This is a genomic window from Nocardia alba NBRC 108234 (assembly GCF_001612665.1).
Classification (GTDB): Bacteria; Actinomycetota; Actinomycetes; order Mycobacteriales; family Mycobacteriaceae; genus Nocardia; species Nocardia alba.
The window spans coordinates 99,606-124,922 of sequence record NZ_BDAX01000009.1 but is presented as its reverse complement, the minus strand read 5'-3'; the positions used below and the strand labels follow the sequence as shown (position 1 = coordinate 124,922).

The following is a 25,317-nucleotide window of genomic DNA, read 5'->3' as shown; positions in this document are numbered from 1 at the left end:
CGTTCTCGCGGCTGACCCGGTCCGGGCGGACCGTGTCCGGAGCATATCCACTCCGTCACCGGCCGATCGGCTCCTCGAATCGAATGCGGGTCGTGTCGCGGGCCCCGGCGTGCGACGATTGGCGAAACAGGTTGGCAGGCACAGAAGTCGGAGGGTGGGGGATGCCGAGCGGGATCGTGACCTGGTTCGACAGCGGCAAGGGATTCGGATTCATCGCTCCCGACGCCGGGGGACCCGACGTGTTCGTCGAATACACCGCGCTGGCCGGTGCGGGGTTCCGTACGCTGCGCGATGGTCAGCGCGTGGAATACACCGTGACCGAGACTCGGCGCGGACCGGAGGCCCATGATGTGCGGGCCGGGTGAGTCAGCAGTCGACCACCGCGTAGCCGGTGAAACCTGCGTGCCGCCGATGCGACGACCGCGCTGAGGATCGGCGAGGCGACGCCGCCAGCACCGGGTCCTGGTTCAGTTCTGCCCGCTGGGCCAGAAGCGGCTCGCGCGTTGACCGTGCACCGGTCGGGTGAGGTTGGGGTCTTCGGGCTCGGTGATGCCGATCTGCATCAGCAGGATCATGGTCACCATGCTGATGCCGATGATCAGCGGAGTGAGTAGCTGCGCCGCGGTGGCGCCGCTGGCGTGGGCCACGTGGGCGCTGGTGTGCGCGCTCATCGAGAACATGCCGGTGTAGTGCATGCCGGTGACGGCCACCCCCATCAGCAGGGCGGCGCCCGTCGTCGCGACGACGCCGTGGACGTGCAGCGCGAACCACAGTGCCGCGATCGAGGCGACCACCGCGATGGCCAGCGACGCGGCGACCACCACGGGCTCGTAGATGATCTCGGCGTCGGTCTGCATCGCGTACATGCCCGCGTAGTGCATGGCGGCGACGCCGAGCCCGGTAATCGTGCCGCCCACCGGTAAGGCGACGCTGTCCCCGCCGCGGCGCACGACGATGGACAATCCGAGCCACACCACCCCCATCGCGACGGCGGCGCTGAACAGGGTGACGGGAACGTTGTAGCGGATGGTCACGCCGTGCACCGAGAAACCGAGCATCGCGATGAAATGCATGACCCAGATACCGGTGCCGCCGAGTGCGATGGCGGCCGCTGTGAGCCAACCGCCGTGCATGCCCGAAGCGCGCGAGCGAACCATACAACGCAGCGCCAGCATCGACCCGATGACCGACATGAGATAGGCCAGCAGGGGGGTCACCCAGCCGTAAGTGAAATGGTTGATATCGAGCACCGTCTACTCCTTGCGTGATTTCTCGGCGAGGCGTGCGAACCCTCACGGACACGGAAAATACGCTGGTAGATAATTTGCCGTACACGGTTTCTGGAAAATGTCTAGGGCTGCTGACAGTGACCTTTCACTATCACGTGCAGATCTCGATGGTGAAGCCTGTCGGTCGGTTCGACGCGTGCGCAAGATCAAACCGGCATCCGCTGAGCAACTGACTCGGCATACGTCTGGCATCCATCCGAAAGCGGGCTGCGTCACCGCCGTGGCAGGAGCGGTCGGCGAGATCTCCGGGTTGCCTTCCTCACAGTTCGCACACTTTGCACTGTGGGATGTGGCCGAATTCGCCGGAGCATGGCATGGTGGAGACCGAGACCAGGGCCGGACTATTAGGACCTAGCTCATCTACAGAAGGTTTTTGAAATGGCACAGGGTGTTGTTAAGTGGTTCAACGGCGAAAAGGGCTTCGGCTTCATCGCCCAAGACGGAGGCGGCCCGGACGTCTTCGTTCACTACTCCGCGATCGGCGGCTCCGGCTTCAAGTCCCTCGAAGAGGGCCAGCGCGTGGAGTTCGAGGTCGGTCAGGGTCAGAAGGGCCCCCAGGCTCAGGACGTTCGCGCCATCTGATTCTGCGCTGACCAGCGTACGAATGTGAAGCTCCGCACCAGCTGGTGCGGAGTTTCTGCTATCGGGGGGTCGTCACCGCAGCGCTTCGGCGCGGAAGAACTCGCCGGTGACGGCCATCGACGCGGTGAGATCGCGGGGCCCGCGCGAGTCGAATTCCGTGGTGGCCCTGTCGAATTCGGCGTTGATGAAGGCCGTGATCAGTGCGGGCGGGGCGGCCGAACCCATCTCTCGCGTCTTCGACTTGAGATCGGTGAGTTCGGTGATCGCCGCCACGAGGTCGACCGGCAGGTCGCACTCGGCGAGCAGCGTCGGCAGGTGCATCGGCGCCACCGCCGCGTCGGGATGCTCACGCAACCAGCGCAGCGCCATCGCGGGCCGCAGCGCGTAGAAAACCTTCTTCAAGCCGCCGTTACGCTCGAACAGCGCCCACTGGCGCGCGCCGAGATGCAGGTAGTGCCGGGCGATCCGGTCACGGTCGGCCACCTCCCGCGCGACCTCGCGCAGCCGGGTGCGAAACGCCTCGTCGCCGCGGTAGACGATCGGCGACATCAACCATTCGACGAGCACCGCGTTGCCAGCCACCAGCAGACGCAGCGCCTTCGCGAGATCCCAGCCGTTCACGTCGAGCAGCCCGACCAGCGGTGTTTCGATCACATCGCGGGTGCGCCAGGGGGACAGGTAGGTCTCCAGGCCCGCCACATAGACGAACCGGCAGTCGTAGTCGGAATCGGGTGAGGGGAAACCCCAAGCGCGGCTGCCACTTTCGATCGCGAGACGAATGGACACGTGGTGCTCGGCGGCCACCCGGTCGAGTTCCGCGTCGACGGCGGCCACCACGGCTGGGTCCATCGAAGCGGGGACGGTGCGCAGGGACATGGGGTGATGGTAGAGCGGTTGGTGCCCAGGGTTCACCGAGTTTTCGGGCAGGGGGGTAAGGGCACCCGAACCTCGGGCGACTATTCTGGTCGGCGGTAACTGCCGACCCCCAATTCTTCCCAGGAGTACCCCACAGTGAGCCAAGCAGGCCGTCCTGTAGTTCTGATCGCCGACAAGCTCGCCCAGTCGACCGTCGACGCACTCGGTGACGGTGTCGAGGTTCGCTGGGTCGACGGACCCGACCGTCCGGCCCTGCTGGCCGCGGTCCCCGAGGCCGACGCGCTGCTCGTGCGTTCCGCCACCACCGTCGACGCCGAGGTGCTCGACGCGGGCAAGAAGCTGCAGATCGTCGCCAGGGCCGGCGTCGGCCTCGACAATGTCGACGTGCCCGCCGCCACCGAGCGTGGCGTGATGGTCGTCAACGCGCCGACCTCCAACATCCACACCGCCGCCGAGCACGCTGTCACGTTGCTGCTCTCGGCCGCGCGGCAGATCCCGGCCGCCGACGCCACCCTGCGGGACAAGACCTGGGCACGCAGCAAGTTCAACGGCGTCGAGATCTTCGGCAAGACCGTCGGCGTGATCGGCCTCGGCCGCATCGGTCAGCTGTTCGCGCAGCGTCTGGCCGCGTTCGAGACCAAGATCGTCGCCTACGACCCCTACACCTCGCCGGCGCGCGCCGCCCAGCTCGGCATCGAACTGCTGACCCTGGAGGAGGTGCTCGAGCGCGCCGACTTCATCTCCATCCACCTGCCGAAGACGCCCGAGACCAAGGGCATGCTGAACGCCGAGACGCTGGCCAAGACCAAGCCGGGCGTCATCATCGTCAACGCCGCTCGCGGCGGGCTCATCGACGAGCAGGCGCTCGCCGACGCCATCAAGTCCGGCCACGTGCGTGCCGCGGGTCTGGACGTGTTCGAGACCGAGCCGTGCACCGACTCGCCGCTGTTCGACCTCCCGCAGGTCGTCGTGACCCCGCACCTGGGTGCCTCCACCTCGGAGGCCCAGGACCGCGCGGGCACCGACGTCGCCAAGTCGGTGCTGCTGTCGCTGGCCGGTGAATTCGTGCCGGGCGCGGTGAACGTCACCGGTGGCGCCGTGACCGACGAGGTCGCCCCCTGGCTGGACGTTGTCCGCAAGCAGGGTGCGCTGCTCGGCGCCATCGCCAGCGAGCTGCCCGTCAGTGTCGAGGTGCAGGTTCGTGGCGAGCTGTCCGCCCAGGACGTCGCCGTGCTGGAGCTGTCCGCGCTGCGTGGTGTGTTCTCGGCGCTGGTCGAGGACCAGGTCACCTTCGTCAACGCCCCGGCGCTGGCCAAGGACCGCGGTATCACCGCCACCGTCACCACCGCGTCGGAGAGCCCGACCCACCGCAGCGTCGTCGACCTGCGCGCCGTGTTCGGCGACGGATCGACGCTGAATGTGGCGGGCACCCTGACCGAGCCCAACCTGGTCGAGAAGATCGTCAACATCAACGGCCGTAACTACGACATGCGCGCCGAGGGTCTGAACCTGGCTGTGCTGAACTACAGCGACAAGCCGGGTGCGCTCGGCAAGATCGGCACGCTGCTGGGCGAGGCCGAGATCGACATTCTGGCGGCGCAGTTGAGCCAGGATGTGGACGCCGAAGGCGCCACCGTGGTGCTGCGCGTCAACGCCGAGGTGTCCGCCGAGGTGCAGACCGCGATCGCCGAGGCCGTCGGCGCGTCCAAGGTCGTGCTCGTAGACCTGGCCTGAGTTGTTCGTCCCGGTCAGCCGGGACATCGGCAGCTGCGCGCCGTCACCTCACGGTGGCGGCGCGCACCTGTATTCCGGCGCGGCACGGTCCGCCCCGACTTCGAACGGAGCTAGTTCATGAAACTCGCAGTAATCGCCGGTGACGGCATCGGTCCCGAGGTCATCGCGCAGGCGCTCAAGGTGCTCGACGTGGTGGTGCCCGGTGTGGACAGGACCGAGTACGACCTGGGCGCCGCGCGCTACCACCGCACGGGGGAGATCCTGCCGGAGTCGGTGCTGCCCGAGCTCAAGCTGCACGACGCGATTCTGCTCGGCGCGATCGGCGATCCGTCGGTGCCCAGCGGCGTGCTCGAGCGTGGGCTGCTGCTCAAGACCCGTTTCGCGCTGGATCATCACGTGAACCTGCGTCCGTCGAAGCTGCACGCGGGGGTTACCAGCCCCCTGTCCGGCAACCCGGATATCGACTTCGTCGTCGTGCGTGAGGGCACCGAGGGCCCGTACACCGGCACCGGCGGCGCGATTCGCGTCGGCACCCCGCACGAGGTGGCGACCGAGGTCTCCAACAACACCCGCTTCGGCATCGAGCGCGTGGTGCGCTACGCCTTCGCCACCGCGCAGGCCCGTCGCAAGCACCTCACCCTCGTGCACAAGAACAATGTGCTCGCCTTCGCAGGCTCGCTGTGGCAGCGCACCGTCGACGAGGTCGCTGTCGAATTCCCGGATGTGACCACGGCGTACCAGCACATCGACGCCGCCACCATCCACATGGTGACCGACCCGGGCCGCTTCGATGTGATCGTCACCGACAACCTGTTCGGCGACATCATCACCGACCTCGCCGCCGCCGTGAGCGGTGGCATCGGCCTGGCCGCCTCGGGCAACATCGACGCCTCCGGGGTGAACCCGTCGATGTTCGAGCCGGTCCACGGCAGTGCCCCCGACATCGCGGGCCAGTCCAAGGCCGATCCGACCGCCGCTATCCTCTCGGTCTCGCTGCTGCTCAACCACCTCGGCAACACCGAGGGCGCCGTCCGCATCGAATCCGCCGTCGCCAAGGACCTGGCCTCGCGCGCCGGCGCCGCCTCCACCGTGGAGATCGGCGACCGCATCGCGGCCATCGTCTAGGACGCACTCGACAGGGAAGGACCTGCACCGGAGTCCGATGGTGCAGGTCCTTCCCTGTGTCTATCCCCCACGGTGGTGACTAGACTGACCACATCGTGGCGTGTCCAGGCAGGTGGAAGGTCCCAGACCGGGAGGCGAGATGACGGTTGACCGCGCTGTCGGTGACAGCGGCTTCGGCCCCTACACCGTGCTCGATCTGCACGACCTGTCGGAGGACGGCAAGGGGTTCGAACTCGAGGACGGGTGGTTGGTCGAGGTCGCTGCGGGGGCTCGGCACAACTGGATCGCGCACCGGCTCGCTCACCTGGTGCGCAGCGCGCTGCCCAACGACTCGCTCGTGGTTCTCGACGGTGGTGAATGGGAGATCAGCACGCCGACAGGTGTACGAAAGCCGGACGTTCTCGTCGTTCCTCGTGACGTCGCGCGATCGGTAATCGTGGACGAGGTGCCGAAAATCTCTCCAGGACTCGATGTTCTGCTCGTGGTCGAGGTGGTGTCGCCGGGCAGCGGAAGCGAACGTACCGATCGGGTGCGAAAGGTCGGCGAGTACGCGGCGCTCGGAATTCCCGAATATTGGATCGTGGAGCATCGGCCCGGTATTCGAGTCAGTCGGCTGCTGCTCGATGCGGGCGCGGGTACCTATCGTGCCGATCCGGCGGTCGGGTCCGGTTCGGTGTTCGACGTGGTTTTGCAGGGGGACAGTGATGTTCGATTGTCCTTCGATCCCGAACAGCTGATCGAGTTCTGACTGCTCGCGGCCAAGGCTCGCTCCGGCTGAATGCCGGAGCGAGCCTTCATCGTTGGTGGGCCCTGATCGAATGGTGTTCTGCGAGTGCGTGATATGGCTACTCGGCTGCGTCGGAACGAAATTCGTGGGCAGGGCAGGCGGTGCCGTAACACGCTGTCGTGCAGTTACTTTCAGGATCCTCTTGGCACCAATGGCACCGCTGCCAAGGCGGCGATCGCCGCCAGGGCGTACACCACAGGAAAACTTGTCGCCGTGATGGCAGCGCCGAAAAGTGGTGGGACGGCGGCTATCGCGAGGTTCTGCCCGGTGTTCTGGATGCCCAGTCCGCGACCGCTCCAGAAGGGTCCGGCGATCTCGGCCACGGCGGTGAAGGCCAAACCGTTGTCGGATACCGAGATCACCGACGCCGCGACCATCAACGGTACGGCGGCCCACCACCAGTCGGTCCAGGCGGTGACGGTGAGGGCGGCCATGGCGAGGGCGGCGGCGATGGCTACCTGGCGCAGCGGACCGAGGCGGGAGCCGACTCGGTCCGACCAGGCTCCCGCGCCGATTCTTCCTGCCGCGCCCAGGAACTGGGTGGCGGTCATCAGCGCGCCCGCGGCGGCCAGTGACCAACCCAGGTCGACGTGCAGCCACAGCAGACCGAAGGTCCACAGGGTGGCCTGGGGGACGACCAGCAGGATCGAGACGCCGTGGATGCGCCACAGGGTGGAGTCGCCGCGATAGGGGTTGGCGCGGTCGGCGGCCTTCGCGGCCGGTCGTGGTGGGTCGACGATGCCGACCAGGCAGCCGATCGCGGCGACGCCGGCCATCAGCGCGGGCACCAGCAGGGCGGCCGGGATGCCGTGGTGCGCGGCCACCCACGGGATGGTGAGCGCGCCGATGCCGACGCCGAGCGGCTGCGCGGTCTGGCGGATACCCATGGCGAGGCCGCGACGGTCCGGTGGGAACCAGCCGACGATCACCCGGCCGCTGGCGCCGTTGGAGCTGGCGGCGCCGATACCGCCCACGAACAGCAGCGCACCGAAGGCGACAGGGTTGTCCACCACGGCCGCGGCGACCCCGGCCACGAACATCAACAGGGTGCCCGCCACCAGCACGATGCGTTCGCCGATCCGGTCGACCACGTAACCCCAGGCGATCAGGGTGCAGACCAGACCCACGGTCGGTAGGGCCACCAGCGCCCCGGCGGATGCGAGTGAGTCACCGCGCGCGGTGAGCGCGGGCAGTAGGAAAGGGGTGCCGTGGATGAAGATCGAACTCGAGGTCTGCGCGAAGACGCCGAGGGCGAGCATCAACCAGCGCCTGCCGTCACCGATTTGCGTCACCGGGTCCATCGGCCGCACGTCTGTCACAGTTCTCACCTCGCCGGATTGCACGATTGCATCTCAATATATGAGATTGATGTCTCATTGATTGAACATCCATGCTCACGCTACACCTGTGACCCGTGGAAGTTGCCCCTCGGTGAGGTGTCTGACGGGTCACATCGGCGCACTCGTGAATCCCGCACGCGGGCAGTGGCTTCGAATCACATCGGTGTGACATTGCCCGCACTTCTTTCGACTTGCTATCGAGCGACCGATGTCGTATCGCGGGTGCGTTCGGGCAGGTAGCCCCGCCTCGATAGACTCCCGGGCATGCGCTTAGGTCGAGTTGCCAGTCCCGATGGTGTCGCGTTCGTCAGCATCGAGGGCGACGGAAGCGATGCCGTCGCCAAGGAGATCGCCGAACACCCGTTCGGCTCGCCGACGTTCACCGGACGGAGCTGGCCGCTGGCCGATATCCGCCTGCTGGCGCCGATCCTGGCGAGCAAAGTGATCTGCATCGGGAAGAACTACGCCGCCCACGCCGCCGAGATGGGCGGGCAGGCGCCGGTGGACCCGGTGATCTTCATCAAGCCCAATACCTCGATCATCGGCCCGAACGCATCGATCATCCTGCCGCCCAGCTCTTCTCAGGTGGACTACGAGGGCGAACTCGCCGTGGTGATCGGCCGCCCGTGCAAGGACGTGGTCGCGGCCAAGGCGGCCGAGGTGATCCTGGGCTACACCATCGCCAACGACGTCACCGCCCGTGACCAGCAGCGCCACGACGGTCAGTGGACCAGGGCCAAGGGCTACGACACGTTCTGCCCGCTCGGCCCGTGGATCGAAACCGCGCTGGACCCAAGCGATCTGGAGATCACCACCGAGGTCGACGGCGAGGTCCGCCAGCGCAGCCGCACGTCGCTGCTCCTGCACGATATTCCGAAGATCATCGAATGGATCAGCTCGGTGATGACGCTGCTGCCCGGTGACGTGATCCTCACCGGCACACCGGAAGGTGTCGGTCCGCTGCACGCCGGGCAGAACGTGTCGGTCACCGTCGAGGGCATCGGCACCCTCACCAATCCTGTCGCCACCAAGCGCTGAGACAAAGCGAAAGATGAGAGCCATGACTGAAGTACGGGTCCGTTTCTGCCCGTCGCCGACCGGTACGCCGCACGTGGGTCTGGTACGCACGGCGCTGTTCAACTGGGCGTTCGCGCGCCACCACGGCGGCACCTTCGTGTTCCGCATCGAGGACACCGACGCCGCGCGCGATTCCGAGGACTCCTACCGCGCGCTGCTCGACGCGCTGCGCTGGCTGGGGCTGCTCTGGGACGAGGGCCCCGAGGTCGGCGGACCCTACGAGCCCTACCGGCAGTCGCTGCGCCGCGATCAGCATCTGGACGTGGTTCGCCGGTTGCTCGAGGCGGGCGAGGCGTATGAGGCGTTCTCGACGCCGGAGGAAGTCGAGGCCAGGCACCGTGCCGCCGGCCGCGATCCGAAACTCGGCTACGACAATTTCGATCGTGATCTCAGCGCCGAGCGGATCGCGGCGTACAAAGCCGAGGGCCGTCCCGCCGTTGTCCGTTTGCGGATGCCCGACGAAGACCTCGGCTGGAATGATCTCGTTCGCGGGGAAACCACCTTCAAAGCCGGTACCGTTCCGGATTTCGCCCTTACCCGCGGCAATGGCGACCCGCTCTACACATTGGTGAATCCGGTCGACGACGCGCTGATGCGGATCACCCATGTGTTGCGGGGCGAGGATCTGCTCTCCTCGACACCACGTCAGCTCGCGCTGTATGCCGCGATGCAGCGTATCGGGGTTGCCGAGTTCACGCCCGAGTTCGGTCATCTGCCCTTCGTGATGGGCCAGGGCAACAAGAAACTGTCCAAACGCGACCCGGAATCGAATCTGTTTCTGCACCGGGACCGCGGATTCATCCCCGAGGGCTTGCTGAATTACCTCGCCCTGCTCGGCTGGAGCATCGGCGAGGACCGTGATGTGTTCTCCATGCCGGAAATGGTCTCGGCATTCGAAATATCCTCGGTGAATTCGAATCCGGCGCGCTTCGATCAGAAGAAGGCCGACGCCATCAATGCCGAGCAGATTCGTCTTCTCGAGCCCGGCGATTTCGGTCACCGCCTGCGTGAGTTCCTCACCGCGAAGGGGCACATCGGGGCCGAAGTCGACGAGAAGACGTTCCTGGTCGCCGCCGAACTCGTGCAGACCCGCATCGTGGTGCTCGGTGACGCGTGGGACCTGCTGAAATTCCTGTTCATCGCGCCCGCGGAGTTCGCGATCGACCAGGCGGCGGGCGCCAAGAACCTCGGTGCGGAGGCCGATCCCGTGCTCGACGCCGCGATCGCCGCTGTGGAGCCGCTGAGTGAGTGGACCACCCCGGCACTGGAGGAAGCGCTGAAAAAGGCGCTGATCGACGATCTGGGGCTCAAGCCGCGGAAGGCATTCGCGCCGGTGCGGGTCGCGGTGACGGGCTCGCACATCAGCCCGCCGCTGTACGAGTCGATGGAATTGCTCGGCCGCGCGGCCTCACTCGATCGCCTGCGTGCCGCCCGTGGTTGGGCGCCCGCCGCGCAGTAGCTGTCGGCGCGGGTGCGGCTCTTGGCGGCATCCCCGCCAGACGGGTCTAAAACCGTCGAAAAGTGGCTTCTGACCAGGCGATTTGTAGTTTACCCCCTAGTGTTTGGTAATCTTCTCATCGCCGCGGAACACGGCCTCGCAACACCGACAACCACTCGGTGGAGATTGCAAGGTCGGGCGTTTCGGTCTTTGGGGTATGGTGTAATTGGCAACACAGCTGTTTCTGGTACAGCCATTCTAGGTTCGAGTCCTGGTACCCCAGCAAGGTTTCACACTCTAGTGAGATCGTCCTGGCCCCGTCGTCTAGCGGCCTAGGACGCCGCCCTCTCAAGGCGGTAGCGCGGGTTCGAATCCCGTCGGGGCTACAAAGCGAAGTAAGGCCCCCGGTCGAATCCGACCGGGGGCCTTCTTCGTTTCTACAATCGCTTGTGCAGCGCCTCGGCGGCCGCGACCAGATCGGCGGCCCAGCGCGCGCCCGGTCGACGACCCATTCGATCGATCGGCCCCGACACCGACACGGCGGCCACGATCGTCCCACCCGCATCGCGTACCGGCGCCGACACACTCGCCACCCCCTGCGCGCGCTCGGCGGCGCTCTGCGCCCAGCCGCGCTTGCGCACCTCGGCCAGTGCCCGGTCGCCGAACACCGCGTCGGCGAGGACCGTGCGCTGCAACTCGGGGTCGGCCCACGCCAGCAACACCTTCGCCGCCGAACCCGCGGTGAGCGGTAGTCGCGAACCGACCGGCACCGTGTCACGCAGGCCGACGGGCGGCTCCAGCGCGGCGACACAGACGCGGGCGTGACCGTCGCGGCAGTACAGTTGAACGCTTTCGCCGGTGATCTCGCGCAGGCGCGGCAGAATGGCACCGGCGGCCTCCACCAGTGGGTCGGCCGCCCCTGCCGACAGTTCGGTGAGCGCGGGCCCCGGCCGCCACAGTCCGTTGCCGTCGCGAGCCAGCAGCCGGTGCGTCTCCAGCCCGACCGCCAGCCGATGCGCGGTGGCGCGTGGCAGGCCGGTGCGGGTGCACAGGTCGTTGAGACCGCAGGGCTCGTCGGCGACGGCGTAGAGCACCGCCACGGCTTTGTCGAGAACACCGATACCGCTATGCTGTCTCATAGAACGATACTAGCGTCTCAAATGCTGAGATACCAAGTTGTCCGTCGAAAGGTGACCAAGCAATGGCCGAGCGCGCTCGCACACTGGCCGAGAAGGTGTGGGAACAGCACGTCGTCGTCACTGGCGAAGGTGATGGTTCCTCCCGTGAACCCGACCTGATCTACATCGATCTGCACCTCGTGCACGAAGTGACCAGTCCGCAGGCCTTCGACGGGCTACGCGCGGCGGGCCGTCCGGTGCGCAGGACCGATCTCACCATCGCCACCGAGGACCACAACGTCCCCACCACCGATATCGACAAGCCGATCGCCGACCCGATCTCGCGTACCCAGGTGGAGACGCTGCGCCGCAACTGCGCCGAATTCGGCGTGCGCCTGCATTCGATGGGCGACGCGGAGCAGGGCATCGTGCACGTGGTCGGTCCGCAGCTGGGTCTCACCCAGCCCGGCATGACCGTCGTCTGCGGTGACAGCCACACCTCCACCCACGGCGCGTTCGGCGCGTTGGCGATGGGCATCGGCACCAGCGAGGTCGAGCACGTGCTCGCCACCCAGACGCTGTCGCTGCGCCCGTTCAAGACGATGGCCATCACCGTCGACGGTGAATTGGCGCCCGGCGTCACGAGCAAGGACCTGATCCTGGCCGTGATCGCCGAGATCGGAACCGGCGGCGGCCAGGGCTATGTGCTGGAGTACCGCGGCGAGGCGATCCGCAAGCTGTCGATGGAAGCGCGGATGACGATCTGCAACATGTCCATCGAAGCGGGCGCACGCGCCGGCATGATCGCCCCCGACGCGGTGACCTACGAATTCCTGAAGGGGCGTCCGCACGCGCCGCAGGGAGCCGACTGGGATGCCGCAGTGGCCTCCTGGGACGAGCTGGTCACCGACGAGGGCGCACGGTTCGACGCCGAGGTCCACATCGACGCGAACGCGCTCACCCCGTTCGTCACCTGGGGCACCAATCCCGGCCAGGGGTTGCCGCTGGGCGCGAATGTGCCCGACCCGGCCCAGATCACCGACGAGAACGAGCGCGACTCCGCCGAGAAGGCCTTGCGCTACATGGACCTGACGCCGGGAATGCCGCTGCGCGAGGTGAGCGTCGATACCGTATTCGTCGGTTCCTGCACCAACGGCCGGATCGAGGATTTGCGCGAGGTGGCCGACGTTTTGAAGGGACGCCGGGTCGCCGAGGGCGTGCGAATGCTGGTTGTACCTGGCTCGATGCGGGTGCGCGCGCAGGCGGAAAAAGAAGGACTCGGCGAGATTTTCACCGCCGCGGGCGCGGAATGGCGTCAGGCGGGCTGCTCGATGTGCCTCGGGATGAATCCCGATCAGCTAGAACCCGGCCAGCGCTGTGCGTCGACCTCGAACCGCAATTTCGAGGGTAGGCAGGGCAAGGGCGGTCGCACGCACCTGGTCTCGCCGCTGGTCGCGGCCGCGACGGCGGTCCGTGGAACCCTGTCCTCGCCTGCCGATCTGGCCTGAGTCTCCGATCACCCACAGATCGAAAGGGAATCGTTATGGAAGCCTTCACCGTTCACAAAGGCATCGGCGTACCGCTGCGCCGGTCCAATGTCGACACCGATCAGATCATCCCGGCCGTTTACCTGAAGCGCGTGACCCGAACGGGTTTCGAGGACGGCTTGTTCGCCGGTTGGCGCGCTGATCCGGAGTTCATTCTCAACGCCGAGCCGTTCAACCGGGGCAGCGTCCTGGTGGCGGGCCCGGATTTCGGCACCGGTTCTTCCCGTGAGCACGCCGTGTGGGCGCTGTCGGACTACGGCTTTCGGGTGGTCATCTCGTCGCGTTTCGCCGACATCTTCCGTGGAAATGCGGGCAAGGGTGGGCTGTTGGCCGCACAGATGTCACAGAACGATGTCGAAATGCTCTGGAAGCTGATCGAGGAACAGCCCGGCATCGAATTGGTTGTCGATCTGTCGGCGCGCACCGTCACAGCGGGAACCGTCGTGTTGCCGTTCGATATTGACGACTACACCCGGTGGCGTCTGCTGGAGGGTTTGGACGACGTCGGCCTCACGCTGCGCCGCGCCGACGAGATCAGCGAGTTCGAAAAGGGAAGGCCGTCATGGAAACCCGTGACGCTGCCGGAGCCTATTTCACGAGCGTAATCAGCTGGGGCGCTTAGGGGCGCATACCGGGCGAAGGTAGCTGGACGTGTGCTAAACCACATGAATTTTGGCGTGGCACATAGACTCTTGCTCAAACTGGGTTTACCGTGGTACCTAGTCGGTCCGACGACGGGCCATTAGTCTGCGGAGGATTCAATGAACAAGGCGGAACTGATCGACGTTCTGACCGAAAAGTTGGGTACGGACAGGCGGACGGCTACCGCGGCTGTCGAGAATGTTGTCGACACCATCGTCCGTGCCGTGCACAAGGGTCAAAGCGTCACCATCACCGGATTCGGTGTGTTCGAACAGCGCAAGCGTGCCCCCCGGGTCGCCCGTAACCCGCGTACCGGTGAAACCGTGAAGGTGAAGGCCACTTCGGTGCCTGCCTTCCGGCCGGGCGCGCAGTTCAAGGCGGTCATCGCCGGTAAGCAGAAGCTGGCCTCGTCCGGGCCCGCCGTCAAGCGGGGCGTGAATGCCCCGGTGGCGGCGAAGAAGGCGGCAGCCAAGAAGACCGCGGCCAAGAAGACCGCGGCCAAGAAGGCCACGCCGTCCAAGGGTCCGGCCAAGACCACGGCCCGTAAGGCAGCCACCAAGGCACCTGCCGCCAAGAAGACCACGGCGGCAAAGAAAGTGACGGCGGCCAAGAAGGCGCCCGCCAAGAAGGTGACGGCGGCCAAGAAGGCGCCCGTGAAGAAGGTGACGGCGGCCAAGACCACGGCCGCCAAGAAGACCACTGCTGCGAAGAAGGCTCCTGCCGCCAAGAAGACTGCTGCCAAGAAGACTGCCGCCCGTCGTGCTCGTTGATCCTGCCGCAGCGGGATCAGGTCGGGGAATGTGTACGTAAGCCGCATCACCCACCACTGGACCGAGAACGGCCCCGGGAATCCCCGGGGCCGTTTCGGCTGTTTCGCGTCGGTGTGAGCGACTCAGGTGGTGACGATTGCCGTCGACAACGCGCGGTCCATATGGTTGGCCGCGACTAATCGGTCCGCGACGAACGACAATGCCCAGACGCTGCCCTTGCGATTGCGTGCCGAGGGCAGCGTGAGCCCGCCCTGCTCGGCCAGCCACTGGGTGAGATCGGGAATCACCCCGCCCTGACTGCATACCACCGGCACCCCCCGATCTGTTACCAACGACAGAAATCGTTGCCGCGCCGCACCTTTCGCTGAATCGTAACCTTGCTCGGAAAACATTGGCTCGCAATTGATTTCGGCGTTGAGCTGTTCTGCCAACGGGGTCACGGTTTGGATACAGCGCAGCGGATCGGCGGAATAGATCTCGGATGCGCCGAACGCCAACAGATTCGGCGTCAATGCCTTCGACTGCTGTTCCCCGGCGGCTTCGAGTGGGCGCAACTCGTCGGGTCCGTCGAAGTGTTCGCGCTTGCCCGCCTTGGCGTGGCGCACGAGCAGCACCGTGTCGGTGCGCGCGGGCAGCCGGGCGAAGATCCGCACGATCTGGCGATCCATCGGATACGACAATTGGTCCATCACCCGCGCCAGCGGGTACCACCGCAACTGGTCGACTTCGGCGTTGACGGCGAAGTCGCCGTCGGCGGCCTCGGCGGCCCAGTAGTCGACCCGCTTGAGCTGACGGTGGCCCGGGATCGGATAGGTGACATGGCCGAGATAGCGCCCCAGCGTGGCGGTGAGGCCGGTTTCCTCGCCTACCTCGCGCACGGCCGCGACCGCCGGGGTCTCGCCGGGATCGAGCTTGCCCTTGGGTAGCGACCAGTCACCGTATTTCGGCCGGTGGATGACGCCGATCTCCGGGCCGCGCGCGCCCGCGCGCCACAGGACCGCTCCCGCGGCATGGATATTGGGCCGTACGCGCGGGTCGCGCAACGACGCGTCCTCGGTCTGTGCGCTCATGGCTGATCGGGGCGACGGCGACGCATGAGGAAAGCCTGGTGATCACGCACCTGGTCGGCCTCGACATCGGTCGGACTGGCCTGCCACGTCCCGTCCGGCAGCAGGATCCAGCAGCGGGTCGCCGGATCGAGCGCGGAATCGAATACCTGCGAGAGTTGATCGACGAGTTTGGGATCCTTCACCTGCACCATCACCTCGACGCGACGGTCGAGATTGCGGTGCATCATGTCGGCGCTGCCGATCCACGTCTGGCCCTGCGCGCCGAATTCCATCACCCGGGAATGTTCCAGGAAGCGGCCGAGGATCGAGCGCACCTCGATGTTCTCGCTCAGACCGGGCACACCCGCGCGCAGCCCGCAGATGCCGCGCACCACGATCTGTACCGGCACACCCGCCAGGGATGCGCGGTAGAGCGCGTCGATGATCTGCTCGTCGACGATCGCGTTGGCCTTGATCCGGATCCGGGCGGCGCAACCCTGCCCGGCCAGTTCGATCTCGCGGTCGATCCGCTCGACGATGCCCGCGCGCACGCCCAGCGGCGCGACCATCAGGTTGCGGTAGTCCTCCTTGCGGGAGTATCCGGTGAGCGAGTTGAACAGGTCGGTGAGATCGGCGCCGATCTCCGGTGCGGCGGTGAACAACCCGACGTCCTCGTACAGGCGCGCGGTCTTCGGGTTGTAGTTGCCGGTGCCGATGTGGCAGTAGCGGCGGATGGTCGAACCCTCGCGGCGCACCACCAGGCAGGTCTTGCAGTGGGTTTTCAGACCGACGAGGCCGTAGACCACGTGCACGCCCGCCTGTTCCAGCTCGCGCGCCCATTTGATGTTGGCCTGCTCGTCGAAACGGGCCTTGATCTCGACCAGCGCGACGACCTGCTTGCCCGCCTCCGCGGCCTCGACCAGTGAATTGATGATGGGGGAGTCGCCGGAGGTGCGGTAGAGCGTCTGCTTGATCGCCAGCACCTGCGGGTCGGCCGCGGCCTGCTCGATGAAGCGTTGCACGCTGGTGGAGAAGGAGTCGTAGGGGTGGTGCACCAGCACGTCGCCCTCGCGCAGCGCGGCGAAGACGTTGCGCGGGGTCTCGCGCTCGCCGAAGGCCGCCGGGGTGGCCGGGACATACGGCGCGTCTTTGAGTTCGGGGCGGTCGACGCCGTAGACCTGCCACAGGCAGGACAGGTCGAGCAGGCCGGGTACCTGGATGACGTCGGCGGGGTCGACCTCTAACTCACGTAGTAGTAACTCCAGCATGTGCTCGGTCATGTCGTCGGAGACCTCGAGCCGCACCGGCTTGCCGAAGCGGCGGCGGGCGAGCTCGCGCTCCATCGCCTGCAGCAGATCTTCGTCGCGGTCCTCGTCGACCTCGAAATCGGCGTTGCGGGTGATCCGGAACGAATGTGTCTCCACCACGGTCAGACCGGGGAACAGCAGATCGAGGTGGGCGGCGATGAGGTCTTCCATCGGCAGGAACGCCGCGATCGCCGACGGCGCGCCGGTGCGGCGCACCCGCACGAAACGGTCGACGTTGTCGGGCACCTTCACGCGGGCGAAGTGCTCGCCGCCGGTCCCGGTATCGCGCACGGTCACGGCGAGATTCAGGCTCAGGCCGGAGATGTAGGGGAACGGGTGCGCCGGGTCGACGGCCAGCGGTGTGAGGACCGGGAAAACCTGGTCGGTGAAGTAACCCGACAGTCGTCGGCGTTCATCGTCGTCGAGGTCGCTCCAGCCGATGATGTCGATGCCCTCGGCGGACAGCGCCGGGTTCACCTCGTCGATGAAGACCTTCGCATGCCGCTCGGCGAGCTCCTGGGCGCGGGCACTGATCATCTCCAGCTGCTCCGAGGGTGAGCGACCGTCGGCCGAGCGCACCGACAGCCCGGTCTCGGCCCGGCGTTTCAAGCCGGCCACGCGCACCATGTAGAACTCGTCGAGGTTCGACGCGAAGATCGCGAGGAATTTGGCTCGCTCCAGCAACGGCAGCGAGGCGTCTTCTGCCAGGGCCATGACCCGGGCATTGAAGTCGAGCCAGCTCAACTCGCGGTTGAGGTAGCGATCGCGGGGCAACCGCTGCGTGCTGGCGTCACCGCCCGAGGCGATGGCGGCCGCAGGTGGCGGGGAAATCGGGGGCAGCTGCTTGATGGTTTCCGTATCGCTCACGAGATCAATCATCCCTCGAGAAACGGGCGCCGCGCATCACGACATCGCACGAATCGTCCCGACCGGTCCGATTGTGGCGATCGGCTAGCACACTGTGCGTACGGGATCACCTCTGTGCGATGTGAATCCGAATTCGCGCAACGTCGAAGTGGTGAACTCGCCGACGCCGAGCGCGCGGACGAGGTCGAGATCCTCGGGGGTGTCGACATCGCAGCGCAGGCCGGGCCAGTGCCCGGCCAGTGGCACGGCGCCGTCGGCGCGGTGCGCGCGCGCGGAATCGGCGCCGAATCGAGGTGACAGCGGCGCTCCGGAATCGACCAGCAACGCGGCGGTGCCGGTCCCTGTGTGATCGATCACCACCGATCGGGCACCGGCCGCGACAGCGAGCATGTCGGCCAGCTCGGACGGGCGAAGGGCAGGCAGGTCGGCTTGCAGCGCGAGCAGCGCGGTGGGGCCGTGTCGATCGCGCACGTCGGCGGCGCCCGCGGCGAGCGCGGTGTTGAGCGGGTCGGCACCGGCGGGTGGTTCGTCGAGCACGTGCGCGCCGAGCTCGATGGCGCGGGCGGCGACCAGCGGATCGGGAGTGACCACGGTCAGCGACACCAGCTCGGGCACGGCGGCCGCGGCGACGACGGTGTCGGTGAACATGGACAGCACGAGCTGGGCGCGCTGCTCGGCGCTCAGCACGCTTGCCAGCCTGCTCTTGGCCCGGCCGATCTGTTTGACCGCCATCACGGCGTGCACGGTGTGCATGGTTGTCGATCCTTGCATGGCATATTGGGCTGATGACGAGGGCGGCGGTTATGGGTGCGGGGTCGTGGGGCACGGCGTTCGCGAAGGTGTTGGCCGAGGCGGGAACCGACGTGACGATCTGGGCCAGGCGGCCCGAGGTCGCGCGGGCGCTCGATACCGAGCACCGCAATCCGTTCTACCTGCCCGGCGTGCAGCTACCGCCGGTGCGGGGGACCGATGACCATCGGGTGGCGCTGGACGGGGCCGATCTGGTGGTGCTGGCGGTGCCGTCGCAGTCGTTGCGCGCGAACCTGGACCTGTGGAAGGGCGATATCGGGTCCGACGCCACCCTGTTGAGTCTGGCCAAGGGGATCGAGACCGGCACGCTGCTGCGGATGAGCCAGGTGATCGGTGAGGTCACCGGGGCCGAGCCGGGACGTGTCGCGGTGCTGTCGGGGCCGAACCTGGCGCACGAGATCGTCGAACGCCAGCCCGCGGCGACGGTGATCGCCTGCACCGACACCGAACGGGCGGGCGCGGCGCAGCGCGCCTGCGCCACCGGGTACTTCCGGCCCTACACCAATACCGATGTGATCGGCTGCGAGATCGGTGGTGCGTGCAAGAACGTCATCGCGCTCGCGTGCGGCATCGCGTCGGGAATGGGACTGGGCGACAACACGGCGGCCAGCCTGATCACGCGCGGACTCGCCGAGGTGATCCGGCTCGGGGTAGCGCTGGGCGCGCAACCGGTGACGCTGGCCGGGCTCGCGGGCGTCGGCGATCTGGTGGCTACCTGTACCTCTCCGCTGTCGCGCAACCGGTCCTTCGGGTACGCGCTCGGCGCGGGCGGCACGATGTCGGCCGCCCAGGAAGCGACCAATGGGCAGGTGGCCGAAGGTGTGAAGTCGTGCACATCGGTGCGCGCCCTCGCCGCCGAGCACGGGGTGGAGATGCCGCTCACCGACGCGGTGCACAGGGTGTGCCATGAGGGGCTATCGGTGAGTGAGGCGGTCGGCAGCCTGCTCGGCAGGCGGATCAAACCCGAATAAGGGCGATAGCGCCATGGCGGCCGGGACCTACTACGGTGACGTTCATGACGGAACGGATCAGGGTGGCTGTGGTGTTCGGCGGGCGCAGCAGCGAGCACGCGGTCTCGTGTGTATCGGCGAGCAGCGTGCTGCGCAACCTCGATCCCACCCGCTACGAGGTGGTGCCGATCGGTATCACCCCGACCGGCGGCTGGGTGCTCGCCGACGGGATCGGCGAACTGGCGCTGAGCCACGGTACGCAACCGCAGGTCGACGCGTCGGGAACCGCGCTCACCCTCGCCGCTGACCCCGGCCGCTCCGGTGCGCTGGTCGCGCTCGACTCGAGCGATGTCCTCGGCAACGTCGATGTCGTGTTCCCGATCCTGCACGGGCCCTTCGGCGAGGACGGCACCCTGCAGGGCATGCTCGAATTGGCCGGGATTCCCTACGTCGGCGCGGGCGTGCTGGCCAGTGCGGCCGGCATGGACAAAGAGTTCACCAAGAAATTGCTGGCTGCCGAATCGTTGCCCGTCGGCGTGCAGGTTGTGCTGCGGCCGGGCACCGAGACCCTGTCCGACGCCGACCGGACCAGGATCGGCCTGCCCGCCTTCGTCAAGCCCGCGCGCGGTGGCTCCTCGATCGGCATCACCAAGATCACCGATTGGGCCGATCTCGCCACGGCCATCGCCACCGCCCGTGCGCACGATCCCAAGGTGATCATCGAAGCGGGCATCGTCGGACGTGAAGTCGAGTGCGGCGTACTGGAATTCGCCGACGGTGCGGTGCGTGGCAGTGTCGTCTCCGAGATCCGGATGCCCGATGCCGACGCGGCCGCGCCCGAGTTCTACGACTTCGCCACCAAATATCTCGACGACGTGTGCGAATTCGATGTGCCCGCCAAGCTCGACGACGACGTCGCCGACGAGATCAGGGAACTGTCGGTGCGCGCGTTCCGTGCGCTGGACTGCCAGGGGCTGGCGCGGGTCGACTTCTTCGTCACCGAGAACGGTCCGGTGATCAACGAGATCAACACGATGCCCGGCTTCACGCCGATCTCGCAGTACCCCCGGATGTGGGAAGCCACCGGTATCGACTACCCGACCCTGGTGTCGACGCTGATCGAGACGGCCCTCGCGCGCGGAACCGGGCTGCGGTAATTCCGTTCGGCCGCAGGGCTTTCGGCGGGAGCGTTCGCGAAAACCGCTCGGCGCCAGCCGGTTAGCTCAGAGTTCGCCTGGAGTTGGTGCGCGGGCAGGAAGATTCGCGTTGATGGTGTCGGACACGGTCTGGACCGCGCTGGTGCCCGAGCCGTCGGGAACGGTCAGGGCGATGTAGGTCTCACGGTCGACGGCGAACCAGGTACCGGTCTTGCCCGCCTCGTCACGGACCTGGAACCACGTCACGCCATCGATCACCGTCAGCGGCGACGCGCGGTTGAATTCGAGGGGACGGTCGAGGCCGCAGCGCAGCGTGATCGGGTCGCCGCCGTCGGGGAGCTGCCAGGCGCGGGTGGCCGGCGGGGCGGGTTCGGCGAGGGTCGCCTTGGTGTGGTCGCCGAGTTCGGCGGGCAGGGCGGGCAGCAGTGCCTGACAGGCCGGGCCGTCGGCGGCGGGGGCAGGGACCGGACCCAGGGCGAGGGGTTCGCGTTCGACGGGGGCGCGCAGGGCGATGAAGGCGGCGACCAGGACGGCGACGATCAGGACGACGGGCAGGGCGACCGCGGTGGCGATCAGCGCGGGGGAATGGTGTGACTCGAGCTCGGTGTCGTCGAGGTCCTTGCCTTCGCCCGATCCCGGCCTGTTGTCGGTCGTCGGCTCGTCGGTGGACGATTTCGCGTCGGCGGCGGCGGTGTCGTCGGGGGTGGTCGCCTCGTCGCGATCCTCCGGTGTCGAGTCCGCCATAGCTGTGTGGTCCTTCCGTTCGAGGTTCGCCTGCGCCGTCGGTGGTGCCCGATCGCCTCCGAAAGGGTACCGTCGGGGCGATTTCATCGGTCAGCAGCACAGCGGGAAAGGGTCGGTCATCAGCGAGGACAACCGTCCACAGACGGTGCGTGAGCTGGGCGAATTCGCCTTGATCGACCGGATCAACGCCGGTAGGGAGCAGGCCGCGCACGTACTGCTCGGCCCCGGTGACGATGCCGCACTGGTCGCCGCGCCCGACGGGCGGTTCGTCGTGAGCACCGACATGCTCGTCGAAGGCAGACACTTCCGGCTCGACTGGTCCTCGCCCGTCGACATCGGCCGCAAGGCCATCGCCCAGAACGCCGCCGACGTGGTGGCGATGGGGGCGCGGCCGACAGCGTTCGTGGTCGCGCTCGGCTGCCCGGCCGACACCCCCGCGGCGGTGGTCGAAGCGATCACCGACGGGATGTGGATCGAGGCGAACCGCGCCGGGGGTTCCATCGCGGGCGGCGACCTGGTACGCAGCGAACAACTGGTCGTCTCGGTGACAGCCTTCGGCGACCTCGGCGGACAAGCCGCCATCACTCGCTCGGGCGCGGTGGTCGGCGATATCGTCGCGGTGGCGGGCGAACTCGGCTGGTCCGGCGCGGGGCTGGCCGTATTGACCGGCGACTCGGACTTCACCGATCCGGCCTACGCCTATGCCCTTGCGGCACATCGTGTTCCGCAACCGCCGTACGCCGCCGTGATCGACGCGTTCGGCACGCACACCCCGACCGCCCTCACCGACGTCTCCGATGGACTGCTCGCCGACCTCGGGCATCTCGCCGCCGCCTCGCACGTCGCGATCGACGTACACAGCGCGGCACTGACCGACCCCGAACTGTCGGCACTGGCGACACTGCTCGATGCCGATGCCGCGCAATGGATTCTGGCCGGCGGTGAAGATCACGCCTTCGCCGGAACCTGGTCCGCCGAGGCGGCGCTACCCGCGGGCTGGCGCCCGATCGGTGCGGTAACCGCAGGCAGCGGGGTCACGGTCGACGGCATGGCACCCACCGGCGACACCGGCTGGGAATCGTTCCGTGGGGTGGACGACACGCCCACCGACGACGAACGATAGGTTGTGCGGTCATGGGTGCCAAACCACTGTCGGAGATCATCGATCCGGGCTGGGCCCGGGCTCTGGAGCCGGTCACCGACCGCATCAGCGAAATGGGCGAATTCCTCCGAGAAGAGAACGCCGCGGGCCGCGGCTATCTTCCCGAAGGCGAGAACGTGCTGCGCGCGTTCCAGCGTCCGTTCGACGCGGTGCGGGTGCTGATCGTCGGCCAGGACCCGTACCCGACACCGGGGCACGCGATGGGGCTGAGTTTCTCTGTCACACCACAGGTTTCGCCGGTGCCGCGCAGCCTGTCCAACATCTTCGCCGAATACAGCAAGGACCTCGGCTTCGATACGCCGACCTGTGGCGACCTCAGCCCCTGGTCGGATCAGGGTGTGCTGCTGCTGAACCGAGTACTCACAGTCACCCCCGGCACGCCCGCCTCCCATCGCGGCAAAGGCTGGGAAGCGGTCACCGAGCAGGCGATCCGGGCGCTGGTCGCCCGCAACGAGCCGCTCGTGGCCGTGCTGTGGGGCAACGACGCGCGCTCACTCAAGCCCACGCTCGTCGCCGCCGAGGTGCCCTACGTCGAATCAGCCCACCCCTCACCGCTTTCCGCCTCGCGCGGGTTCTTCGGTTCACGACCGTTCTCCCGGGTCAACGAACTACTCGACGAACTCGGCGCCGACCCCGTCGACTGGCGGCTGCCCTGACCCGGGGCGTCGCCCGCACCAGAAGAGAATGATGAAGGAGCACAACCCGATGCACATCTCCACCGTTCGCGCTGCCCTCGCGACCGCCGCCGTCGCCGCCGCCATCACCACGGGCGCGGGCTCGGCCACCGCCGCGGGCCTGAAGCTCGAGCCCTACGAGGAGCAGGCCGCACCCGTGGCCACCACCCAGGTCGGCGAGGAATGGACCTCCACCGGCACCTCCACCATCTCCTCCGGCGTGAACGCGAAGGTGACCTGCCTGCTGCAGAACACCTTCAGCGCCCTCGGCGCTGCATGCTGAGTTGTCGGCGGCTGGCGCCGCGGGGTTTTCGGCCCTGAGGGCCTCACATCCGAAGGGCGATACTGCGCCTTCGGCGTTACGTATCGCCCTTCGGATGCGAGGCGGCCGAAAACCCGTGGTGGCTCAGGCCCGGCGTGGCGTTGGTTGCGCCTGGGGGTCTGTGCCGTCGCGGGAATTGGTTCCGCGTCGGGAGTTCGGTCCCGTTGCTGGAATTGCTACCGCGTCGGGAGTTCGGTGCCGTCGCGGGAATTGCTACCGCGTCGGGAGTTCGGTGCCGTCGCGGGAATTGGTTCCGCCCGGGGGAGGTCGTGCCGCGCGGGAGTGGGTGACTCTTATTTACGTGAGGCCCACGTAGTTCGGTTTGCGCTTGTTGACGAAGGCGTCTACGCCTTCGCGGCCGGTGTTGCTGTTCGCGGCGGCGGAGATGCTGTCGCGTTCGGCGTCCAGCTGCTGGTCCAGAATCGCTGTGGGCGACTGGGCCAGCAGCTTTTTCATGGCCGCGTAGGTGGCGCGGGGGCCGTTGACGAAGGTCTGTGCGAGGCGGAGGGCTTCGGCGCGGATCTCGTCGTCGGCGACGGTGCGGCTCAGAATGCCGAGGCGGACAGCTTCTTCGGCGTCGAGCACGGCGTCGGTGAGCAGGATCTCGCTGGCGCGGCCGTGGCCGACGATGCGGGGCAGCAGCCAGGACATGCCGCCGTCGGGGGACAGGCCGATGCCGGGGTAGGCGGGGCGCAGTTTCGTCGAGGGCCCGCCGATCGCGATGTCGGCGGCGCAGACCAGGCTCATGCCCGCACCCGCCGCCCAACCCTGCACGGCGGCGATCACGGGGACGGGGGCCGCTGCCAGCGCGCGGACGAAATCGTGGAGTTCGTCGGCCAGCTGGTGCAGGTAGGCGCCGCGGTCGTCGGCCGCGGCGAAATCACGGACATTGCCGCCCGCGCAGAAGTTGGCGCCCGCGCCGATGAGCAGGATCGCGCCGACCGACGGGTCGAGGTCGCGCAGCGCCGCGGTGCCCGCGTTGATCAGGTCGAAATCCATCGAGGCGCCCGCTGCGGAGGTGGCGATGGTCAGGTGGAGCACGCCGTCGATGATCTCGGCGGCGGCGACCGGTTCGGTGGTACTCATGGCGTCACATTAACCCGGCTCGCGTCGCCACAATTGTTCGGGCAGCAGGGTGAACGGGTCGGTGCGGCGGATACCGGTGTCGGTGAAGCCGTGCCTGCGGTAAAAGGCGTGGGCGCGCGGATAGTCGCCGAAGACCCACAGCGTGCACGGCGACCGGGGAGCTGCCGCTGCGAGCAGAGCGTCGGCGATGCCGGTGCCGTGCCAGGTGCTACGGACATAGAGTGCCTCAAGTTCGGCCTCGGTCGGCGCGCGCGGCGGCACCGGTCGAGCGTCGACGGGCGAATCCGTTCCGGCGGCGAAACCGATCAGGCGGTCGCCGACCAGCGCCACCGGCAATCGGTGGGTGCCCGCGGCGCGCCGACGTTCCCACGTGACCGCGGAGCGTTCGAGGTCGAAGCCGTCGAGGATGTGCGCGGGGACGAGCGCGTTGTAGGCCTCCCGCCAGCTCGCGATGTGGCAGGCGGCGAGTTCGGTGACCCGGTTCGCCGTGAGCGGCGCGATCCGCCAGTCAGACACGGCGGGCTCGTCCGGGGAGCCGTGGTACGACAACGCCCCGGATCACCCGCGAGGGGTGCCGGGGCATTGTCGGCAGAATGTACGGGCTGAGAATCAGCCGCGGACGACCTTGCCCGCCTTCAGGCAGGAGGTGCACACGTTCATCCGGCGGGTGTTGCCAGGGGCAACCTGCGCACGCACGGTCTGGATGTTCGGGTTCCAGCGACGGTTGGTGCGCCGGTGCGAGTGCGAGACCGACTTCCCGAAACCGGGGCCCTTGGCGCAGACGTCGCAAACGGCAGCCATGTCGCGAGCTCCTTCATGTCATAAGCGGACAGCGGCGCACGTATGCCCGCTGAACCGGAAACT

26 protein-coding genes and 2 tRNA genes are annotated in these 25,317 nt (G+C 67.4%); 17 read left to right on the top strand and 11 right to left on the bottom strand.

The features are described from left to right. Positions 1–161 precede the first annotated feature (161 nt). Positions 162–365, top strand: a complete 204-nt coding sequence (locus NA12_RS11225) for a cold-shock protein (RefSeq protein WP_067449495.1) — start codon at positions 162–164, stop codon at positions 363–365. Between the two features lie 102 nt (positions 366–467). Here the strand turns inward: NA12_RS11225 and NA12_RS11220 are convergent, their stop codons facing one another. Continuing rightward, positions 468–1,250 (bottom strand): MHYT domain-containing protein, encoded by a 783-nt coding sequence (locus tag NA12_RS11220; RefSeq protein WP_067449091.1) that lies wholly within the window; start codon positions 1,248–1,250, stop codon positions 468–470. Positions 1,251–1,667: 417 nt separating this feature from the next. Between NA12_RS11220 and NA12_RS11215 the strand changes: the two genes are divergently transcribed. Continuing rightward, complete coding sequence (locus tag NA12_RS11215; protein WP_056812000.1) at positions 1,668–1,871, top strand: cold-shock protein; 204 nt, start codon at positions 1,668–1,670, stop codon at positions 1,869–1,871. Between the two features lie 72 nt (positions 1,872–1,943). Here the strand turns inward: NA12_RS11215 and NA12_RS11210 are convergent, their stop codons facing one another. Then, positions 1,944–2,747 (bottom strand): nucleotidyltransferase domain-containing protein, encoded by an 804-nt coding sequence (locus NA12_RS11210; protein WP_067449089.1) that lies wholly within the window; start codon positions 2,745–2,747, stop codon positions 1,944–1,946. Between the two features lie 135 nt (positions 2,748–2,882). Between NA12_RS11210 and serA the strand changes: the two genes are divergently transcribed. The 3 genes from serA (at position 2,883) to NA12_RS11195 (ending at position 6,354) form a co-directional block, all read left to right on the top strand. After that, the gene (serA, locus tag NA12_RS11205; protein ID WP_067449087.1) at positions 2,883–4,481 is read left to right on the top strand and encodes a phosphoglycerate dehydrogenase; all 1,599 of its coding nucleotides are present in this window, start codon (positions 2,883–2,885) and stop codon (positions 4,479–4,481) included. A gap of 117 nt (positions 4,482–4,598) precedes the next feature. Continuing rightward, complete coding sequence (locus NA12_RS11200) at positions 4,599–5,606, top strand: 3-isopropylmalate dehydrogenase (protein WP_067449085.1); 1,008 nt, start codon at positions 4,599–4,601, stop codon at positions 5,604–5,606. A 139-nt stretch (positions 5,607–5,745) separates the two neighbouring features. Continuing rightward, entirely contained in the window at positions 5,746–6,354 is a 609-nt protein-coding gene (locus NA12_RS11195; RefSeq protein WP_067449083.1) for a Uma2 family endonuclease, read from the top strand. A gap of 170 nt (positions 6,355–6,524) precedes the next feature. On the opposite strand, the gene NA12_RS11190 is transcribed toward NA12_RS11195, so the two are convergent. Next, positions 6,525–7,694 carry an MFS transporter gene (locus NA12_RS11190; RefSeq protein ID WP_067449081.1) on the bottom strand — a complete coding sequence of 390 codons (1,170 nt, stop codon included), beginning with the start codon at positions 7,692–7,694 and terminating at the stop codon, positions 6,525–6,527. 303 nt (positions 7,695–7,997) lie between these two features. Here NA12_RS11190 and NA12_RS11185 point away from each other — a divergent pair, with 303 nt between their 5' ends. The 4 genes from NA12_RS11185 (at position 7,998) to NA12_RS11170 (ending at position 10,634) form a co-directional block, all read left to right on the top strand. Then, positions 7,998–8,771, top strand: a complete 774-nt coding sequence (locus tag NA12_RS11185; protein ID WP_067449079.1) for a fumarylacetoacetate hydrolase family protein — start codon at positions 7,998–8,000, stop codon at positions 8,769–8,771. Positions 8,772–8,793: 22 nt separating this feature from the next. Beyond that, positions 8,794–10,269, top strand: coding sequence for a glutamate--tRNA ligase (gene gltX, locus NA12_RS11180; RefSeq protein WP_067449077.1), 1,476 nt, complete (start codon positions 8,794–8,796; stop codon positions 10,267–10,269). 190 nt (positions 10,270–10,459) lie between these two features. After that, positions 10,460–10,531, top strand: a tRNA-Gln gene (locus tag NA12_RS11175). 30 nt (positions 10,532–10,561) lie between these two features. Then, positions 10,562–10,634 (top strand) — tRNA-Glu (locus NA12_RS11170). Between the two features lie 51 nt (positions 10,635–10,685). On the opposite strand, the gene NA12_RS11165 is transcribed toward NA12_RS11170, so the two are convergent. After that, the gene (locus NA12_RS11165; RefSeq protein ID WP_067449075.1) at positions 10,686–11,387 is read right to left on the bottom strand and encodes an IclR family transcriptional regulator; all 702 of its coding nucleotides are present in this window, start codon (positions 11,385–11,387) and stop codon (positions 10,686–10,688) included. Positions 11,388–11,449: 62 nt separating this feature from the next. Here NA12_RS11165 and leuC point away from each other — a divergent pair, with 62 nt between their 5' ends. The 3 genes from leuC to NA12_RS11150 all read left to right on the top strand — a co-directional run bounded on the left by leuC (position 11,450) and on the right by NA12_RS11150 (position 14,325). Next, on the top strand, positions 11,450–12,874 hold the full coding sequence (gene leuC, locus NA12_RS11160) for a 3-isopropylmalate dehydratase large subunit (protein ID WP_067449073.1): 1,425 nt from the start codon (positions 11,450–11,452) through the stop codon (positions 12,872–12,874). Between the two features lie 35 nt (positions 12,875–12,909). Beyond that, positions 12,910–13,518, top strand: coding sequence for a 3-isopropylmalate dehydratase small subunit (gene leuD, locus NA12_RS11155; RefSeq protein ID WP_067449071.1), 609 nt, complete (start codon positions 12,910–12,912; stop codon positions 13,516–13,518). Positions 13,519–13,674: 156 nt separating this feature from the next. Further along, the gene (locus NA12_RS11150) at positions 13,675–14,325 is read left to right on the top strand and encodes an HU family DNA-binding protein (protein ID WP_067449069.1); all 651 of its coding nucleotides are present in this window, start codon (positions 13,675–13,677) and stop codon (positions 14,323–14,325) included. A gap of 122 nt (positions 14,326–14,447) precedes the next feature. Here NA12_RS11150 and NA12_RS11145 read toward each other — a convergent pair whose 3' ends face one another. The 3 genes from NA12_RS11145 to cofC form a co-directional block, all read right to left on the bottom strand. Continuing rightward, a complete protein-coding gene (locus NA12_RS11145; protein WP_067449067.1) occupies positions 14,448–15,395 on the bottom strand; it encodes an NUDIX hydrolase in 948 nt (315 codons plus the stop codon). Next, positions 15,392–17,560 (bottom strand): RNA degradosome polyphosphate kinase, encoded by a 2,169-nt coding sequence (locus NA12_RS11140; RefSeq protein WP_067449065.1) that lies wholly within the window; start codon positions 17,558–17,560, stop codon positions 15,392–15,394. Before NA12_RS11140 ends, NA12_RS11145 begins: the two co-directional genes overlap by 4 nt. 72 nt (positions 17,561–17,632) lie before the next feature. After that, positions 17,633–18,301, bottom strand: a complete 669-nt coding sequence (cofC, locus tag NA12_RS11135; protein ID WP_067449063.1) for a 2-phospho-L-lactate guanylyltransferase — start codon at positions 18,299–18,301, stop codon at positions 17,633–17,635. Positions 18,302–18,333: 32 nt separating this feature from the next. On the opposite strand from cofC, the gene NA12_RS11130 reads away from it, so the two are divergent. Together NA12_RS11130 and NA12_RS11125 are read left to right on the top strand one after the other, a co-directional pair. Beyond that, on the top strand, positions 18,334–19,329 hold the full coding sequence (locus NA12_RS11130) for an NAD(P)H-dependent glycerol-3-phosphate dehydrogenase (protein WP_067449061.1): 996 nt from the start codon (positions 18,334–18,336) through the stop codon (positions 19,327–19,329). A 44-nt stretch (positions 19,330–19,373) separates the two neighbouring features. Next, a complete protein-coding gene (locus NA12_RS11125) occupies positions 19,374–20,465 on the top strand; it encodes a D-alanine--D-alanine ligase family protein (protein WP_067449494.1) in 1,092 nt (363 codons plus the stop codon). A gap of 66 nt (positions 20,466–20,531) precedes the next feature. On the opposite strand, the gene NA12_RS11120 is transcribed toward NA12_RS11125, so the two are convergent. Next, complete coding sequence (locus NA12_RS11120) at positions 20,532–21,209, bottom strand: DUF3515 domain-containing protein (RefSeq protein ID WP_067449059.1); 678 nt, start codon at positions 21,207–21,209, stop codon at positions 20,532–20,534. Between the two features lie 118 nt (positions 21,210–21,327). On the opposite strand from NA12_RS11120, the gene NA12_RS11115 reads away from it, so the two are divergent. Genes NA12_RS11115 through NA12_RS11105 form a run of 3 tightly spaced genes read left to right on the top strand, consistent with a single transcriptional unit; the run spans position 21,328 to position 23,328 of the window. Beyond that, positions 21,328–22,332 carry a thiamine-phosphate kinase gene (locus tag NA12_RS11115; RefSeq protein ID WP_084472716.1) on the top strand — a complete coding sequence of 335 codons (1,005 nt, stop codon included), beginning with the start codon at positions 21,328–21,330 and terminating at the stop codon, positions 22,330–22,332. An 11-nt stretch (positions 22,333–22,343) separates the two neighbouring features. Then, positions 22,344–23,027, top strand: coding sequence for a uracil-DNA glycosylase (locus NA12_RS11110; protein WP_067449054.1), 684 nt, complete (start codon positions 22,344–22,346; stop codon positions 23,025–23,027). 49 nt (positions 23,028–23,076) lie between these two features. Further along, on the top strand, positions 23,077–23,328 hold the full coding sequence (locus NA12_RS11105) for a hypothetical protein (RefSeq protein ID WP_067449492.1): 252 nt from the start codon (positions 23,077–23,079) through the stop codon (positions 23,326–23,328). A 336-nt stretch (positions 23,329–23,664) separates the two neighbouring features. On the opposite strand, the gene NA12_RS11100 is transcribed toward NA12_RS11105, so the two are convergent. The 3 genes from NA12_RS11100 to rpmB form a co-directional block, all read right to left on the bottom strand. Next, entirely contained in the window at positions 23,665–24,453 is a 789-nt protein-coding gene (locus tag NA12_RS11100) for an enoyl-CoA hydratase/isomerase family protein (protein ID WP_067449051.1), read from the bottom strand. A gap of 9 nt (positions 24,454–24,462) precedes the next feature. Next, positions 24,463–24,969 carry a GNAT family N-acetyltransferase gene (locus NA12_RS11095; RefSeq protein ID WP_067449050.1) on the bottom strand — a complete coding sequence of 169 codons (507 nt, stop codon included), beginning with the start codon at positions 24,967–24,969 and terminating at the stop codon, positions 24,463–24,465. Between the two features lie 93 nt (positions 24,970–25,062). Continuing rightward, on the bottom strand, positions 25,063–25,254 hold the full coding sequence (rpmB, locus tag NA12_RS11090) for a 50S ribosomal protein L28 (RefSeq protein WP_011210730.1): 192 nt from the start codon (positions 25,252–25,254) through the stop codon (positions 25,063–25,065). Positions 25,255–25,317 lie beyond the last annotated feature (63 nt).

Excerpts from the sequence above, each read along its gene's own strand:
- NA12_RS11225 (WP_067449495.1), top strand. The coding sequence starts at position 162 with ATGCCGAGCGGGATCGTGACCTGGTTCGACAGCGGCAAGGGATTCGGA.
- NA12_RS11215 (WP_056812000.1), top strand. The coding sequence starts at position 1,668 with ATGGCACAGGGTGTTGTTAAGTGGTTCAACGGCGAAAAGGGCTTCGGC.
- NA12_RS11210 (WP_067449089.1), bottom strand. The coding sequence starts at position 2,747 with ATGTCCCTGCGCACCGTCCCCGCTTCGATGGACCCAGCCGTGGTGGCC.
- NA12_RS11200 (WP_067449085.1), top strand. The coding sequence starts at position 4,599 with ATGAAACTCGCAGTAATCGCCGGTGACGGCATCGGTCCCGAGGTCATC.
- NA12_RS11195 (WP_067449083.1), top strand. The coding sequence starts at position 5,746 with ATGACGGTTGACCGCGCTGTCGGTGACAGCGGCTTCGGCCCCTACACC.
- NA12_RS11190 (WP_067449081.1), bottom strand. The coding sequence starts at position 7,694 with ATGGACCCGGTGACGCAAATCGGTGACGGCAGGCGCTGGTTGATGCTC.
- NA12_RS11185 (WP_067449079.1), top strand. The coding sequence starts at position 7,998 with ATGCGCTTAGGTCGAGTTGCCAGTCCCGATGGTGTCGCGTTCGTCAGC.
- gltX (WP_067449077.1), top strand. The coding sequence starts at position 8,794 with ATGACTGAAGTACGGGTCCGTTTCTGCCCGTCGCCGACCGGTACGCCG.
- NA12_RS11165 (WP_067449075.1), bottom strand. The coding sequence starts at position 11,387 with ATGAGACAGCATAGCGGTATCGGTGTTCTCGACAAAGCCGTGGCGGTG.
- leuC (WP_067449073.1), top strand. The coding sequence starts at position 11,450 with ATGGCCGAGCGCGCTCGCACACTGGCCGAGAAGGTGTGGGAACAGCAC.
- leuD (WP_067449071.1), top strand. The coding sequence starts at position 12,910 with ATGGAAGCCTTCACCGTTCACAAAGGCATCGGCGTACCGCTGCGCCGG.
- NA12_RS11150 (WP_067449069.1), top strand. The coding sequence starts at position 13,675 with ATGAACAAGGCGGAACTGATCGACGTTCTGACCGAAAAGTTGGGTACG.
- NA12_RS11145 (WP_067449067.1), bottom strand. The coding sequence starts at position 15,395 with ATGAGCGCACAGACCGAGGACGCGTCGTTGCGCGACCCGCGCGTACGG.
- NA12_RS11140 (WP_067449065.1), bottom strand. The coding sequence starts at position 17,560 with ATGATTGATCTCGTGAGCGATACGGAAACCATCAAGCAGCTGCCCCCG.
- cofC (WP_067449063.1), bottom strand. The coding sequence starts at position 18,301 with ATGCACACCGTGCACGCCGTGATGGCGGTCAAACAGATCGGCCGGGCC.
- NA12_RS11130 (WP_067449061.1), top strand. The coding sequence starts at position 18,334 with ATGACGAGGGCGGCGGTTATGGGTGCGGGGTCGTGGGGCACGGCGTTC.
- NA12_RS11125 (WP_067449494.1), top strand. The coding sequence starts at position 19,374 with ATGACGGAACGGATCAGGGTGGCTGTGGTGTTCGGCGGGCGCAGCAGC.
- NA12_RS11120 (WP_067449059.1), bottom strand. The coding sequence starts at position 21,209 with ATGGCGGACTCGACACCGGAGGATCGCGACGAGGCGACCACCCCCGAC.
- NA12_RS11110 (WP_067449054.1), top strand. The coding sequence starts at position 22,344 with ATGGGTGCCAAACCACTGTCGGAGATCATCGATCCGGGCTGGGCCCGG.
- NA12_RS11105 (WP_067449492.1), top strand. The coding sequence starts at position 23,077 with ATGCACATCTCCACCGTTCGCGCTGCCCTCGCGACCGCCGCCGTCGCC.
- NA12_RS11100 (WP_067449051.1), bottom strand. The coding sequence starts at position 24,453 with ATGAGTACCACCGAACCGGTCGCCGCCGCCGAGATCATCGACGGCGTG.
- rpmB (WP_011210730.1), bottom strand. The coding sequence starts at position 25,254 with ATGGCTGCCGTTTGCGACGTCTGCGCCAAGGGCCCCGGTTTCGGGAAG.